The following is a 16160-nucleotide window of genomic DNA, read 5'->3' on the forward strand; positions in this document are numbered from 1 at the left end:
TATCAAGTCAATGGGGATCGGCGCGCAAGCGCACCGACCCAGCTACGGTCCTCCTCGGATGCGAGGAAAAACCAGGTAAAACAATAAATAACCAGGCAAGAACCGACGAAAATCAATGCTTTCACCAATTCATTTGCCAACGTGCCGGCAAGAAACGAGATGACGACCAGAGCACACAGGGTCGAAAGCCTTCCAAAGTCCATCCTTTCCTTGCCGACAATGCGCCCGGCGATCGCAAAAAAGACGCCGGTGTCGATTACCATTCGCAGCAACCAGGCGACGGCGGCGCCGATTATGCCGAAATTAACGGAAAGAAACCATAAAACAATCGCAAATGGCACGAATTCGAGCACGTGCACGATTGCAGTGATCCTGGACTTACCTGCACTCTGAATCAATACGAAGGGAATATGCGCCAGACAATTTACAAGTATTCCGAACGAAAAGATCTGCATCGCGACATAACTGTGTTGCGCAAAGACCGGACCCACCCACACCTGCAGGATTTCATGGGCAAACAGCGCCAATGCCAAGGTGATCGGATACAGTGTCAGGAAAAGCACCATCACCGATTTTCGGAACAACTTCCCGGCGTTCGTGCTTCGCGCTGCAATTTCGACTGCAAACTTTGGAAAAATCACCGCAGTCAGGGCGCTCGGAATGATCCACAGTTTGGTGATCATTTCATTCGGCGTTACGTAATACGCCACCGCCGCGGCCGAGATTGTAATCCCGATCAAAAAACGATCCAGGTAGCCCATCAACGGGCTCACGATATTGCTGACCGTCATCCAGCCGCCGGAGGACATCAATTCCTTGATCGCGCCTCCATTAAACTTCCGGTCCGAAAGGCACCCGGGTATTTGCAGGTAAGCGTAATACCCGTGCACCACACAAGCGACCACCCTGCCAACCGTGAGCACCAGCGTGACAAACACCAGATCATTCTTGATCCAGAGCACAGCGACCAATGGTCCCAAAAAGGTGAAAATTCCCATAGGGAGACGGATCAAATTAATGATCTTGAACGCCGACCTGGCTTCAAGGATGCCGCGCAAGCCCGAGGTCAGCACGATGAAGGGCATGGCGATGGCCATGACCCGAATCGATCCGATCACTTCTCGCAAGTCACCATGGAACGAAATGCGCTGCGCACCCCACGACGCGCCAACCCACATCAACACCCCCGCTACCACGCCCAGTCCGCTCAGCACGAGTACGCTGGAGTACACCAGCGTAGGAATCTCGCGCTCGCGCTTTTCGGCGATGAACACCGACAGTTGCTGCGTGAGCGCACGCCCCAGTCCGAGGTCGAATAGGCCAAAATAACTCACCACCGCCCAGATCAGGGTCAACACGCCGAAGCGCGCATCGCCCAAATTATGGATGAGCATCGGCATTGCCCCAAGCGCAACCAGCAGCGGCAGACCAAGTCCTGCGAGGTTATATACCGTGTTTTTAACTACCATAGGACCGCACTATCATCCATTCATCTCGTGATACAACCGGAACACCCGGCCTAAGCCGCGAAAACAACCTTATTCCATCCATTGTTCCTGCGCCTGGCCTGGCAAAACAAAATCAAGACGGGTGCCATTGCGAATCACCAAATTATAAAAAATCAATACCGCAAGACCGATCAGCACAGCCTTTATCACATAACTCTGTGTGGTACGGAACGCCGCCGCTGCAATAAAGGGCATCAGGCATAAGAAAAACTCGAATCCCCGCAAGCCGACGGTAGGTACCCAATAGAGAAATGCGTAATACAGCAAGCCGATGCACGCCAATCGGAAACTATAAATTTCGAACTGGGTCGCTTCCTCGTCGGGCACCACCAGCGCATAGATCGCCAACATGACCAGGCTGGCCGCGAAATAAACCGTCAGATAATTTGTGGACGACACGATGTTTCCGACAGCTTCGGAATAGACGGAGATCCGGGGATCAACGCCCCCGATCGCAAACATAAACTTCAAAAACTGCGGAGTACCCGACACGAGCAAACCAACCGCGCTTCCCGCAACGCAAAATTTAAAAATCTTTGCAGAACTGGCTTGAATGAACGGAAAAACAAAATACACTGCGCCGACCAACGTCGATTTATGGAAGAATACCGCGGCCATAAAAAATATTGCACTGCGCCACATTTCTCTGCGACTGCCGTGAAGCACCGCCAACCAATAAAACGCAATCGCCAAACCGATCCGAATCTGCGTCATCTCCTGCACGTACCATGCATAGGTCGCGTACACCATCAGCGCAACGCCAAAGTGGCTGGCGTGGGAGCGCAGGATAAACAATTTCATAAACAGCGCCAGCGACGAATAGAACGCCACCACCCACGGCCCGCCCACTTTGTAAAACAGCGCAAAGAAAATATTCGAAATGATTACATAACTTGTTTCGAAATTCAGCGTGCCGTCTTTCAAGCAAAATTGATTCTGCGAGCAAAGAAAGTAAGTCAGATACCCTTTGTAATCCGGCGAACCGTTCATATACACGATCGTGAACGCGCCCATCAGGACGGCCAGCATCAGGACTGCGCTCACGCTCACCCTGCGCACGGGGAGGAGAAGCATCAGCAGTGAATTGGCCAATAAATAGTGCATGTCTGGTCTGATAGATGTTAGCCGCGCTCAAGTTGCGGCGGCGCTATTTGCAGCACCCCGCATGACTCCGAGCCCAGTCAAGGAATCGCCGCGCCGTCCCGGCGCCGCTGACACACGGCTATGATTTCCAGCGCAACGAATCGCGCAGCGCGCTCAGGCGGGCGCGTTGCCCAGCGTCCGATTTGCTCAAGACTTCGTCCAGAACCGCTTTGCCCGCCGCGAGCAGCAGTCCGAGTAACGCTGCGACCAGGACGATGATCGACCGCGCAGGCTTGGTCTTTTTGTCCGGTTCGATTGCACTGTCGAGCACCTGGATGATCGAGCCTTCTTTGGCCTCATCAATTTTCGCCAGTTCAAATTGCTTTGCGATCAGTTCGAAAACGGTTTCGTAATACTTGACATCTCGCACCTTCCGGATGTATTCCAGGCCAGCTTGCGGAACTTGGCTGGTCGACACCGATACGTCGCCATGCCCGGCATTCATTCCGGTCTCTAATTTCCTCAGCTGCTGGCGCATGCCGGTGAGTTCTTGTTCGAGTTTCACGATTTCCGGATTATTGTTGGTCGCGAAGGTACGCATCGCCCCCAGCGCTACCTCTTTTGCGCCGATCTGGGCCTTCAATTCCGCGGCGGCCCGAATCACGGCCTCGGCCTGTCCCGTCAGTTGAATCAGGCCAGTCTTTTCCTGTACGGCTTTCAATGCGGCTTCGGCGTTCGCAAGCCCTTCCTTCGCCAGGATCAACTGCTTTTCGAAGAACAGGCGCCGCTGCGACGCCTCAGTCACCGCCAGTGTCTGCGTCAGTTTTTGCAACTCCTGCACATACCCGTTGGCCAGCAACGCTGCCCGCTTTGGATTCTTGTCGTCGACCTGGATGCTAATCACGCCATCCTTGCCACTGAAAATCGTCGATCGCAGTGCCAATTCGGTGCGAAGATCCGTCGGCGACTCCTTGTCGTACACGTGGGACAAGTCGAATCGCTTGATCAGGTTGTCGCTCACGGTGCGGCTATTGAGCATCGCCACGTAGGTGTCGTTGGGGTTCTTCACCCCAAGCGATTGCCCCACGGAGCCACCCAAACTGCTCAGCTGGCCCAGCAGCGCAGACGCTCCGGACTGCTGTTGCGGCGGCAGGATTTGGGCAGTGCCCGTATATGTATTCGGAATCAGCAAGCTCACACCGGCGGCAAGCACGGCCGCGACGAGCATTGAGCTGACAATAAATTTCTTGCGTTTCGCGACAACAATTGCAACGTCCAGCATGCTGAACTCGGCATCTTTGCGGAGCGGCAAATTGGTACTCGGGACTGCGTGATCAGGCATCATCAATTCTCGATATGGTTTCCACAGCCGACACGGAAAGGCCGGACAGAGCATCAATCCCCGTCCAGACCGTCCGTCCGCGACTTAATTTTTCAAAACTTTCAGTCCGGCTGCGCCCAAACCAAATTGATAGAAGATCGCCGTCCATTCTTTTAGGCTCTGGCGGAAGGTGCTGCGGTCGATCTTCTCGGGGACAACAATGGTGTCGCCCGGATTGACAATCGCCCCACCGACACCACTGAACCAACCCATGCCCCGGCTGCTCTTGGCCGTGCCGTCGGCGCGAATGACATAAACTTCCGAAGGATCGGCCGATTCGGTTACCCCACCGGCGAGCAGCATATAGTCCTTGACGCTACGATGTGGCTTATAGATAAACGAATTCGACTGGAACACCGCGCCCAGCACTTCCACTGTGCCAGGCTTGCGGGGCACATAAATGGAGTCGCCGTCCTGCAAGGGCAAATCAGGCAAATTTTTCACTTGCGCGTTACTGTCGTCCAGCTCCAGGACGATGCGGCCCTCGGCCTTTACGGTGCGCAGTTTCTGCGCGACCCCGCGCTGGCGCTCAAGTTCAGAGGCCTGAAGGGCAATGGCGTCCTTGTCGGTCGATCCGCTCACACGTGCGGTCGCAGCCGACTCAATATCGCGTTCGAAACGGTCCGCAATTTCGTTCAGTTTTAATTGCTGAGCGCGCCTAACCGATTCGCGGTTCACTTGGGTCGCATACAAATAGCCCATGTCGGAGACGCCGCCAAGACGCGCCATCAATTCACGCAAGGTTTCGCCTTTGCGGATTTGCAGCATGCCACTCTGGTTCACTTCACCGGAAACTCGCACAAACTCGTTTTGCACTCGCGCCTGAATCGGCACCGCTCCAGGGGCAAATACGCGGAACACATCGGTCGGCTTGACAGGCACCGAAGCCAGGCCGCTGTTGACTGACGTCGTGGCGGCATCGAACTGCGCCACCGTCTGGTAAACGTTGCCAACGGTTTTCTCGACAACCACCTTCTGCTGCTCTGCCGCAGAGTCGATCCCGCCGGCCCAACCGACAAGGTCGGCCAAGGATGCGGGACCTTTAAGCTCGAAAATTGCCGGCGTCTTGACATTGCCCGTCAGTGCGACCAGCGGGCCCACTTCCGGAATGTAAATCACGTCGCCGTCGCGAATCGAAACATCACGACTCTTGTCGCCCTTAACCAGCATGTCGTACAAGTCGAATGTGGTCACGATCGCGCTGCCGCGTTTGAGCTGAATATTGCGCATCGAACCGGAAGTGGCAGGGCCACCCGACGTGAAAAGCGCATTGAGCAAGGTGCTCATCGAATTGAGCGTGTAGGTGCCAGGACGAACGGCATGCCCGACCACATAAATCTGCACCGCGCGAGTCTGCGAAATGCTCGCGGTCAGTTCGAAATTGCTGAAGACTTTGCTGATCGCCTGTTTCAGATAAGCTTGTAAATCGCGATATTTCACCCCCGCAACTTTAACCGATCCGACGCGAGGAATATAAATCCCGCCATTGCGATCTACCACTGCGGTCACATCAATATTGACCATGCCCCAGCCACGAATCTGGATTTCGTCTCCGGTACCGATCACGTAATCGGCATTCACCTGAGCCGTATCGAATGGCGCGAAGGTAGTCGGCACATCGGTGAACAAACTTTTACCGAATAATTCAAGGCGCGAACCGGTAGCGGTTTCCGCATACAAATCGAAAGCGTTCCGCGGACCCTTGCTGTCATCGCCGGACGGCTTTGAAGTACGCACTGTGCGTTGCGCGTCCATAGTTTGCCGCGATTGGGGAACGGTGCCGACGATATTCGGCAAACTGCGCTCGGCCGGGGTTGCCCGGTCGACCGTACCTTCAGGCAAATTCGGGGACGCGGAGGGCGCATTTTGCGACCTGGGCATCTCAACGGGCTGATTGAACGACTGCGCGCCGGCCTGTGCCGAAAGCAAACCAATGACGCTTCCGACAACGGCCAGCTGCCTTACGTTAGCGACGAACCAATTTTTCTTACGCATGCGGTCCTTTTCAGGATAAGTTTACGATATTGATGGGACGACACAATTGTCCATCGACTCAAAAAGAGCCGTGCTCAATCCAGCTGGGATAAGGGCTCTACCTCACAAGACGGCAACGCACGCTCGTCACATCGTTTTCAAAAGGTTCCCGATGCGAAATTCACATGCAAAAACCACATTGCGCGGTTAACTTCGCCATGTACCGATACCGCAGAACAGATATCGAAGGAGGTGGAGACATGCCAAATATGAAATAATCCAAACGGGCAAATTCACCAAAACGTGCGCTATCTTTGTGACAATGTCTTGCTTAGCTTGACAACCGGGTCGGATTTTACCATCAAGCAGCATAATTATGGTCGCAGAAATGAATCGAAACGCCAGTCCGCGCCACATACAACACACAGCGTACCGGGGTTGCTCTTCAATGGACTCGAGTCGCAGGCTAACTGAGTGGAGCAGGCGCGATCGCTATGAAATTAGTCAGATCGGTTTCATGGCCTGAAGCACAGTGTCGCGCAGGCCCGACAGCGTGGTAAGGCATGGGAGCGTACTGGCGCTGTCGCGGTGTTCTCTCGTCAGCCTCGCGCGATTCATCGCAGCAAGTCCAGTTGACTCTGGTCGAGATAGCACCACTCCCCTTCGGCGATGCCCAGCGATGCCAGCGTCAGGCCGCCGATCGCCGAACGGTGCAGTGCCACGCAATGGTTGCCGGCCGCCGCCAGCATGCGCTTGACCTGGTGATACTTGCCTTGCTCGAGCACGATTTCGAGCTGGTGCTCGCCGCGCTCGATGCAGGTGACGGCCGCCAGCGGCGCCGGCTCGTCGTGCAGCTTCACGCCGGCCAGCAGCTGGGCCACCAGCTCCGGGGTCACCGGATCCTGGGTCGTGGCTTGGTAAATTTTCGGAACGTGTCGCTTCGGCGACGATTGCGCATGGATAAACGGCCCATCGTCGGACATCAGGAGCATACCGGTGGTATCGTGGTCGAGTCGGCCGACCGGCTGCACTTCGCGCCAGGTAAATTGCTCCGGGAGCAAGGTCAGCACGCCGGGATGGTGGCTGGGTTTGCGCGAGCATTCGAAATTGGCCGGCTTGTTCAGCGCGAGATACACGTGTTCGCGGTAGGCCCATTCTTCATCAAAAATGGTCAATACCAGGTCTTCTGTGTCGAACGTCGTCTTGTAATTGGAATGCGGAGCGCCATTGACGGCGACCTCGCCGTCTTCGATCAGCGCGCGACAGTATTTCCGCGTGCCGAAGCCTTGCGATTGGAGGATGCGGTCCAGGGATAATTTGCTCATGCGCGAGACTTTAACAGAAGCGCATGTCCCTCGTCAGCCGCCGCCGCGGTGACGATTTGCAAGAGGGTGAATTTTTTTGCGGTGCATGCCACACGTTTGACAAAGATCAAGCTTTCGACCGCATCCGTTGGTACAGTGAAACCTCGTTAGGAATCGGCCTAACGGTAACTCAGTAAATCCCCTACCTCAGCGGTAGGATAACCTAACCCAGCAACCACCATGAGGACGACATGACCATCGACAACTACTGCAGCGGAGATGACCGGTACGACTCCTTCTCCGTTTCGCATGCCGAGGCCCATTTCCGCGTCGCCCTTGCGCAGTCGGCGCTGTTCGCCGCGCGCCTGGCGATCGCGCGTTGGGCTGATACCGGTGCGGCGCCCCAGATGGCGCAGGCCGACTGGTACGCTGAATACCAGAACAACTTCCAGCAATGGCTGGGGCGCGGCGGGTTCGCCCAGTATCCCGACGATTGCACCGAGCTGGCTCCGGCCATGTATACGATCAGCGCTCCCGTGGCCGAACCGGCAGGTACCGATATCCCGTCGGCTGCGTCCTGAGGCGAAACAAGGATGGCGTGTCCGCACACGGCAGCCCTCGAGCGCAGACGATCAGAACCCTTGACACCTGCGCTGACTGGCAGAATCACTTCGCATGCATGCTTCAAAATTATTCTTTACGATAGCGATCTCGCCACAGTATTATTCTTGCAAGCCTGATTTGAAGCCGAACTCGGCCCGAACCTCCCGACAGATCGCTGCTATCCTCCGTGATTGCGAAGTCCGTGCACATTTTTTCCGTGCGCGTACGAGTGCACGCCAGGGAAGCTTTGATGGGAGCCATTTAGGCGAACCGTAGTATTCCATACGCTGCCCGCTTGAACTTGCGTTTTTTTGGACCCTTCCCCTACCCGGGCGATTTTGTTGCACCCATCAGCCGTTCCAATGAAATGGATTCGCTTAATGTCCACTCTGCTCAAAAAGTTCAGCAATTCGCTCCGCACCGAAGGGGTTTTCAAGACTGCCGGGAAAGTTGTCAGTTACCCTGTCCACTCCCTGAGACAACGGAACTTCATCAAGAATGTTCTTCCTAATCAGTCTACCGAAGACAAATTTACCTGGATTTATAGTACTAACCATTGGCACAGCAACGAAAGTGCCAGTGGGGCGGGATCCACGCTGGAATACACCGAAAATCTGCGGAAGGAACTGCCCAAGCTGTTCGCCAGCTTGTCGATCAAGACCGTGTTCGATGCGCCCTGTGGCGACTTCAACTGGATGCAGCATTTGTTGCCCCGGGTAGACGTGGAGTACATCGGTGGCGATATCGTTCGACCAATGATCGAATCGCACAGCGAAAAATACAAAAACGACAAAGTGTCATTCATTCATATCAATTTGATCGAGGACAGCTTCCCAAAAGCTGACCTGATGATCTGCCGGGATTGCCTCTTTCACCTTTCGTTCGCGGACACCAAATCTGTTCTCAAAAACTTTGTCGATTCCGGAATTCCTTATTTGCTAACGACTACCCACACGCAACCTGACATTGAAAACAGGAACATCTTGACCGGCGATTTCAGGCTGATCGATCTCTTATCCGCGCCCTACAACTTCCCTGCCGCCCCGCTATTCCGCATAGATGACTGGATGGCTCCGGAACCGGAGCGCCAGATGTGCTTGTGGACCAGGGACCAAGTGTCGACGGCTCTTTCGACATACAATTAATCGCAGCTCGGTGAATCGGCGGCAACATTATTTACGTGCCATTTGACAATAAACGTTGACGTAGCACAAAAAGAAACGGCGGCATTGCGCCGCCGTTCCACGTCCCCTGCGGAGACATTTTTTGAGGAATTTAAATTCTCTCGATCCCGCATCAGCGATGCAGTCAGTAGTTCGGTTCGAATTTATGATGAAAAAATACTGAACTTATTATATTGCCCCCCTTGGATGAACTACGGGTTCAATATAGAACAATTGACCGGACTTACAAGGAGAAAATTGACGTTGCGTTCAGCGCAGCGCCGGCCTGGCGCCGTGGTACACCGACTTCACCGCGCCGGCGCCCACCGCGGCGCCGAATTTTTTCAGCACCCGCTCCGGCAGGCCTTCGTGGGCGGTGTAATCGACGATGTCCTCCACCTTGACCACTTCGCGCGCGACGCTGTCGACGCTGCCGTAGCCGTCCGCCAGCCCCATCTCGATCGCCTTCGCGCCGCTCCAGAACAGGCCGGAGAACATGTCCGGGGTTTCCTTCAGGCGCTTGCCGCGGCCCGTGCGCACCACGCTGATGAATTGCTGGTGGATTTCGTTGATCATCGCCTGGGCGTGCGCCTTGTGCTTGTCCGACTGCGGGCTGAACGGATCGAGAAAGCCCTTGTTTTCGCCCGCCGTCAGCAAACGCCGCTCAACGCCGAGCTTCTCCATGGTGCCGGTGAAGCCGAAGCCGTCCATCAGCACGCCGATCGAGCCGACGATGCTGGCCTTGTTGACGTAGATCTTGTCGGCCGCCGCGGCAATGTAATAGCCGCCCGAGGCGCAGATTTCGTCCACCACCACGTACAGCGGCTTGTTCGGATAGCCCTTGCGCAGGCGCACGATCTCGTCGACGATCATGCCGGCCTGGACCGGGCTGCCGCCCGGGCTGTTAATCCGCAGCACGATCGCGGCCGAGCCGGCGTCGGAAAACGCCTTGTTCAGCGACGGAATCACGTTGTCGGCCGAGCCGCTGCCCTCCGACTCGATGCTGCCATTGATCTCGATCAGGGCGGTATGGCGGCCCAGCGCCTCGATGTCGGTACCGGTGGAAAAATCGAAATACGCCCAAAGCGCGAAGATGATCACGCCCAGCGTCAGCAGCTTGAAGAAGATGCTCCAGCGGCGCGCCGCGCGCTGCTCCTTGACGGTGGCAAACAGCAGCTTTTCCAGGGTTTCACGCTCCCAGTTGGCGTTGATCGGTTCGCCAGGCGGCGGACTGCTCGGGTTGTCGCTCATAGATCGTCGCTTCTTGCTCGTCGTTAAATGGGTTGAATCGGAATGACCCGGGGCGGCTTGATGAACTCGTCCGGCTGCCAGTAGATCTTGCCAAGCTCTTCGCGGACGGCGATCGGCCGCAGCCGCCCGCCCTTGCACGGCCCGCCGGCGCACTGGCCGGTCTCGGGCACGTAGATGGCGCCGTGCGTCGAACACATCAGGAACAGCCCGCTGGACTCGAAAAATTCGCCTTCGGCCCAGTCGAGCTCGATCGGCACGTGGGCGCAGCGGTTCAGGTAGCCGTACACGGCGCCGCCGTAGCGCACCACGAAGCCGGTCGCCTCGTCGCCGAACGCGGTGACGGCGAAGCGCACCCCGCGCCCGCCTTCGAGCACGGCGTCACCCTCGCAGATGAAAAGCTTGTCGGCCGCCTCCCCCGTCATCAGGCGTTCCCGCTCAGCCACTCGTGCAGGTGGGCTACGGTCGGCGCCGAAAACAGCGGCTGGCACGACTGCAACTGCTCGACCGGGTGGGCGCCGTATTCGACGGCGATGCCGGCCGCGCCGGCGTTGTTGGCCATCAACAGGTCGTGCGTGGTGTCGCCGATCATCACGGTGCGCTTCAGGTCCTGGCCCAGTTCGCGGGTCAGTTCCTGCAGCATCGCCGGATGCGGCTTGGAAAACGTTTCGTCGGCGCAGCGGGTCGAGTGGAACAGCGACAGCAGCCCGACCGCGTTCAGCGCCCGATTGAGGCCCACTCGGCTCTTGCCGGTCGCCACCGCCAGGAAGTAGCCATTCTGGCTAAGTTCGGTCAACATCTCGCGTACGCCGTCGAACAGCACCAGTTCCGGGTCCTTCGTCAGGAAATGGAAGCGATAACGCTCGACCAGCTTCGCGTACAGGGCCGGTTCGATTCCGGGGAACACGGCCTGCATCGCCTCGTGCAGGCCCAGGCCGATCACATGCGAGGCCTGTTCGTCGCGCGGAACCGGCAGGCCGAGGTCGCGCGCCGCCGCCTGGATGCTCTTGACGATGGTCGAGGTGCTGTCCATCAGGGTGCCGTCCCAATCGAAAACGATCAGGTCAAATTGCTTTCTTGCCATGTTTTGCGGCCGCTTGTGGCGGCCGGCTCCTTCCAGGGATTGTCGGATGCGCGCCGTGTCAGCGCTGCGCAATACTAAGCGGTTTCCCCAAGCTTACCAAGAAACGCTCGCATTCTGCCGGCAACGGCGCGTTAATGGTCACCTGCTTGCCAGATTCGGGGTGGGTAAACGTGATCTGGTGCGCATGCAGGAACATGCGCTTGAGCGCGCCGCGCGTGGCGTCGGCCTTGAGCAGCTGGCGGTTCAGCGCAAAATCGCCGTACTTGTCGTCGCCCAGGATCGGAAAGCCCGATGAGGCCAGGTGCACCCGGATCTGGTGCGTGCGCCCCGTCTTGAGCTCGGCTTCGAGTAGCGCGATATTCGGCCACTTGCGCAGCAGCGTGAACACCGTGTGCGACTCCATGCCGCCGGCCTGCACGCAGACCCGGCGCTCGCCGTCGGCCGTGGTGAACTTGTGCAGCGGCAGCTTGATGTGCTGGCGGGCGTTCTTCCAGTCGCCGCCCACCGCCGTCAGGTAGCGCTTGTCGGTCAGGCCGTCGCGCATCTGCTCGTGCAAGTTGGTCAGCGCCGAGCGCTTCTTGGCCAGCATCAGCACGCCGGACGTCTCGCGGTCGAGCCGGTGCACCAGTTCGAGGAACTTGGCGTCCGGGCGCGACGCGCGCAACTGCTCGATCACGCCGTAGGACACGCCTGAGCCGCCATGCACCGCGGTGCCGCAGGGCTTGTCGATGACGAGCAGGTGGGCGTCCTCGTACAGGATGGCGAACTCGGCGCCGGGCGCGGTGGGGGCGGCCTTTTCGGCGATGCGCACCGGCGGGATGCGCACCACGTCCCCGCTCTCGAGCCGGTACAACTGGTCGATTCGCCCCTTGTTGACCCGTACTTCGCCCGAGCGCAGGATGCGGTAGACGTGGCTCTTCGGCACGCCCTTGCAGACGCGCAGCAGGTAGTTATCGATCCGCTGGCCGGCCTCTTCTTCGGTAATTGTGACAAACTGCGCCTGGGGCTGATTGCCCGATGAAGGGGGAACAACATCGCTTTGCATCTTCATTTGTCCTGTCTTCCCAGAAATTCTCTCTAAGTCCTTCATTTTGAATATATAATCGACAGGCGGCGGTCAAACCTCTGCTGGTGTAAGAATTAAAACGATATTTTACACAGGGGCGTCTCCATCGGCCTCGCCAAATTGCAAATTCGATGGAAAATCGTGTACGCACAGCCCTGCGCGAATCAAGGTTGCACCGTTGTTGTAATCGGATAACGCGCAAGGTTGCCGGAAATGGATAGTTTGGAATTGTAAGGATAAGTACTGGCAAGCTGTCCCGCAGGGCCAGCTCGCCAGATGATGGCGTCGATAACGCTTGTCGTTTTCGCCCGACCCGATGTAAGCCTCATCCCAAAGGCTTGAGAATAATGGCGGAATAATCGCCTGTGGTTCGAAGTCTTAGGTTGTTCGCTGGCTACGGTTTGGCTCGTTGATCTGCTCACCGCCTGGCTGGTCCTGTGCCCCGGTTCGACCGGGCAGCAATCAGGACAGTTGCAGGTGATGCGTGCACTCGGCATGTCGATCGACCCCACCGCGCCCTGTCGCGGCCGCAATGCAAAGTCGTTGCTGCGCCGTGCGTAAAGGCATACCCACCCTCCAAACCCTGCTCCCCGCGTACATCCCGTGACAATTGTGCCGCCCTGACAAAGCGGCCTGGAACGGCCTCGTGCCGTGGAGCCTATAAAAATGAAACGTATGTTGTTTAACGCTACGCAGCAAGAAGAACTGCGCGTAGCCATCGTCGACGGCCAGAAGCTGATCGACATCGATATCGAAACCGCCGGGCGCGAACAGCGCAAATCCAACATTTACAAGGGTGTCATCACCCGCATCGAGCCGTCGCTCGAGGCGTGCTTCGTCAGCTACGGCGAAGACCGCCACGGCTTCCTGCCGTTCAAGGAAGTCGCCCGCACCTACTTCCGCGAAGGCGTCGATGTGCGCACCGCGTCGATCAAGGATGCCCTGCGCGAAGGCCAGGAAATCATGGTCCAGGTCGAGAAGGAAGAGCGCGGTAACAAGGGCGCGGCCCTGACCTCGTTCGTGTCGCTGGCCGGCCGCTACCTGGTCCTGATGCCGAACAACCCGCGCGGCGGCGGCGTGTCGCGCCGCGTCGAAGGCGAAGAGCGCCAGGAACTGCGCGAGACCATGGACAAGCTCGACCTGCCGCAAGGCATGTCGGTGATCGCCCGCACCGCCGGCATCGGCCGCAACGTCGAAGAGCTGCAGTGGGACTTGAACTACCTGATGCAACTGTGGCGCGCGATCGAAGGCGCCGGCAACCAGGGCAAGGGCGCTTTCCTGATCTACCAGGAATCGTCGCTGGTGATCCGCGCGATCCGCGACTACTTCCAGCCGGACATCGGCGAGATCCTGATCGACACCGACGACATCTACGAGCAGGCCCATCAGTTCATGAGCCACGTGATGCCCGACATGGTGCACCGCGTCAAGCGCTACAGCGACGACGTGCCGCTGTTCTCGCGCTTCCAGATCGAGCACCAGATTGAAACCGCGTACTCGCGCACCGTGCCGCTGCCATCGGGCGGCGCCATCGTGATCGACCACACCGAAGCGCTGGTGTCCGTTGACGTCAACTCGGCGCGCGCGACCCGCGGCTCCGACATCGAAACGACCGCCTTCAACACCAACTGCGAAGCGGCCGAAGAAGTGGCGCGCCAGCTGCGCCTGCGCGACCTGGGCGGCTTGATCGTCATCGACTTCATCGACATGGAAGTGGCGAAGAACCAGCGCGAGGTGGAAACCCGCCTGAAAGACGCGCTGCACCACGACCGCGCCCGCGTCCAGATGGGCAAGATCTCGCGCTTCGGCCTGATGGAACTGTCGCGCCAGCGCCTGCGTCCGTCGCTGTCCGAAGGCTCCCACGTGACCTGCCCGCGCTGCTCGGGCACCGGCCACATCCGCGATACCGAATCGTCCGCCCTGCAAGTCCTGCGCATCATCCAGGAAGAGGCGATGAAGGAAAACTCGGCCACCATCCACGTCCAGGTGCCGGTTGACGTCGCCGCTTTCCTGCTGAACGAGAAGCGTGGCGAAGTGCTGAAGATCGAGAACCGCCACCGCATCGGCGTGATCCTGATCCCGAACAAGCACCTCGACACCCCGCACTACAAGCTCGAGCGCATCAAGCACGACGATCCGCGCCTCGAAGACAGCCAGGCCAGCTACAACCTGGCCGAGAAGGCCGACACGGACATGGCCTACAGCAAGCGCCAGAAGGAAGACGTCAAGCCGCGCCAGGAAGCCGTCGTCAAGACGATCACCCCGGCCCAGCCTGCGCCTATCGTCGACCGCTCCGAGCCGGTCAAGGCGCCAGCCGTGGTCGCACCCGTGCTGACAGCGCCGGCCGAGGAAAGCTTCCTCGACAAGATCATCAACTTCTTCATGGGCAAGAAGGCAGCGCCAGTTGTCGCGGCGCCAGCGCCGGTGGCAGCGCCAGTCAAGCCGGCCGCATCGGGCGAGCGCGGCGGCGACCGCAACGGCCGTGGCCCGCGTGGCCGCAACCGTGGCGACAAGAAAGAGCGTGAACCGCGTGAAGCCAAGCAAGGTGCAGCCGACGAGACCGTGAAAGCGGCCGAAGGCGAAACCCGCGCCGCGCGTCCTCCGCGTCCACCGCGCGAGCCACGTCCGCCGCGCGAACCGCGTGAGCAGGTGGAAAGCGCAGCGCCGGCCGCACCGCGCGCCGAACGCGGCGAGCGTCCCGAGCGTGGCGAGCGCCCGGTGCGTGCACCGCGCGAACGCGCCGACTACCGTGCCGTCGTCACCGAAACCAAGGCCGAGGAAGTTGTTGCAGCCGAAGCGCTGGTAGCGCCAACGGTGGAGTCGCAAGGTCCTGAAGGCATCCAGGAAGCGGCGCCGCAACCGGTCAAGATGGTCACCACCATCGGCCCGAACGGCGAAGAGATCGAAGTCGAAGCCGGCGGCGATGAGCCGCGCCGCCGTCGTCGTCGTGGCGGCCGCAACCGCAATCGCCGCGACCGCGACCAGGTCGAGGGCGTTGAAGGCGCGGAAGGCGAAACCGAGGGTGCGGAACAAGCGCCAGCGGCAGTTGCTGCCCCAGCATTCACCCCGGTAGCGGACCAGGAAATCGCCGCCGCGGCAGTTGCCGCGCCGGAGCCGGTGTCGGAATATGTGATTGCCGAGGCGATCGAAATCGCTCCAGCGCCAGCGCCGGAACCGAAAGTCGAGACGCCGGTCGTTGCTGAAGCGCCGGTCGCCGCGCCTGCACCTGTGCAAGCGCCGCTGTTCACGCCGGAAGCGCCGGTGGCCGCCGAGCCCGTCGCTGAAGAGCGCGTGGTGGCAGCCCCGATCGCCGTCCAGACGATTCCGGAAGAAGTTGCTGCGCCGGCAGTCGAGCAAGCGCCAGTGGCGCAGCCGGAGCCAGTCGCAGTTGCGCCAGCACCGGAGCCAGTTGCAGCGCCAGCGCCAGTTGTTGCTGCAGCACCAGCACCAACGCCAGCGCCGGCGCCGATGGCCGACCTGAACGAAATGCTGGGTTCGGCTGGCCTGGTCCTGGCTGCGACCGATCCTGAAAAGCTGCGTGCAGCCCAGGAAGCGGCGGCCAAGGTTGCCCCGCCGGTACGTGTGCCGCGCGAGCGCAAGCCGCTCCCGCCGCCAGTGGACGAGCCACTGATCCAGATCGACACTCGTCAGTAACAAGTGAAGTAGCCTGATGAAAAAGGGAAGCCGCGTGCTTCCCTTTTTTTATCCGCGGCGCCGACCAACCCCGGGGGGCAGGTCCGACGGAG

Annotated in this window: 12 protein-coding genes; 3 read left to right on the forward strand and 9 right to left on the reverse strand. The window is 58.9% G+C overall.

All coding sequences use genetic code 11. From position 1 onward, the window contains the following. Positions 1 to 2: 2 nt before the first annotated feature. From Q4S45_RS14995 to Q4S45_RS15015, 5 genes are all read right to left on the reverse strand, one after another. Complete coding sequence (locus Q4S45_RS14995; protein WP_305505551.1) at positions 3 to 1469, reverse strand: flippase; 1467 nt, start codon at positions 1467 to 1469, stop codon at positions 3 to 5. A gap of 69 nt (positions 1470 to 1538) precedes the next feature. After that, positions 1539 to 2612: an EpsG family protein gene (locus tag Q4S45_RS15000; protein ID WP_305505553.1), complete on the reverse strand. Its 1074-nt coding sequence runs from the start codon at positions 2610 to 2612 to the stop codon at positions 1539 to 1541. Between the two features lie 118 nt (positions 2613 to 2730). Next, on the reverse strand, positions 2731 to 3936 hold the full coding sequence (locus tag Q4S45_RS15005; protein ID WP_305505555.1) for a GumC family protein: 1206 nt from the start codon (positions 3934 to 3936) through the stop codon (positions 2731 to 2733). An 81-nt stretch (positions 3937 to 4017) separates the two neighbouring features. Beyond that, positions 4018 to 5967, reverse strand: a complete 1950-nt coding sequence (locus tag Q4S45_RS15010; protein ID WP_305505557.1) for an SLBB domain-containing protein — start codon at positions 5965 to 5967, stop codon at positions 4018 to 4020. A 593-nt stretch (positions 5968 to 6560) separates the two neighbouring features. Then, complete coding sequence (locus Q4S45_RS15015; RefSeq protein WP_305505559.1) at positions 6561 to 7271, reverse strand: pseudouridine synthase; 711 nt, start codon at positions 7269 to 7271, stop codon at positions 6561 to 6563. Between the two features lie 230 nt (positions 7272 to 7501). On the opposite strand from Q4S45_RS15015, the gene Q4S45_RS15020 reads away from it, so the two are divergent. Further along, entirely contained in the window at positions 7502 to 7831 is a 330-nt protein-coding gene (locus tag Q4S45_RS15020) for a hypothetical protein (protein WP_305505561.1), read from the forward strand. Positions 7832 to 8233: 402 nt separating this feature from the next. Then, positions 8234 to 8998 carry a class I SAM-dependent methyltransferase gene (locus Q4S45_RS15025; protein ID WP_305505562.1) on the forward strand — a complete coding sequence of 255 codons (765 nt, stop codon included), beginning with the start codon at positions 8234 to 8236 and terminating at the stop codon, positions 8996 to 8998. 288 nt (positions 8999 to 9286) lie between these two features. On the opposite strand, the gene Q4S45_RS15030 is transcribed toward Q4S45_RS15025, so the two are convergent. The 4 genes from Q4S45_RS15030 to Q4S45_RS15045 are packed head-to-tail and all read right to left on the reverse strand — an operon-like array spanning position 9287 to position 12399. Continuing rightward, complete coding sequence (locus tag Q4S45_RS15030) at positions 9287 to 10267, reverse strand: S49 family peptidase (RefSeq protein ID WP_305505564.1); 981 nt, start codon at positions 10265 to 10267, stop codon at positions 9287 to 9289. 23 nt (positions 10268 to 10290) lie between these two features. Continuing rightward, positions 10291 to 10689 carry a Rieske 2Fe-2S domain-containing protein gene (locus tag Q4S45_RS15035; RefSeq protein ID WP_305505566.1) on the reverse strand — a complete coding sequence of 133 codons (399 nt, stop codon included), beginning with the start codon at positions 10687 to 10689 and terminating at the stop codon, positions 10291 to 10293. Beyond that, on the reverse strand, positions 10689 to 11348 hold the full coding sequence (locus Q4S45_RS15040) for an HAD-IIIA family hydrolase (RefSeq protein WP_305505568.1): 660 nt from the start codon (positions 11346 to 11348) through the stop codon (positions 10689 to 10691). The genes Q4S45_RS15035 and Q4S45_RS15040 overlap by 1 nt, the downstream gene beginning before the upstream one ends. Positions 11349 to 11406: 58 nt before the next feature. After that, complete coding sequence (locus Q4S45_RS15045) at positions 11407 to 12399, reverse strand: RluA family pseudouridine synthase (RefSeq protein WP_305505570.1); 993 nt, start codon at positions 12397 to 12399, stop codon at positions 11407 to 11409. Positions 12400 to 13080: 681 nt separating this feature from the next. Here Q4S45_RS15045 and Q4S45_RS15050 point away from each other — a divergent pair. Continuing rightward, a complete protein-coding gene (locus Q4S45_RS15050; protein WP_305505572.1) occupies positions 13081 to 16068 on the forward strand; it encodes an Rne/Rng family ribonuclease in 2988 nt (995 codons plus the stop codon). The last annotated feature ends 92 nt before the right edge of the window (positions 16069 to 16160 follow it).

Origin of the sequence: Massilia sp. R2A-15 (genome assembly GCF_030704305.1) — a bacterium.
Lineage (GTDB): Bacteria > Pseudomonadota > Gammaproteobacteria > Burkholderiales > Burkholderiaceae_D > JAFCUW01.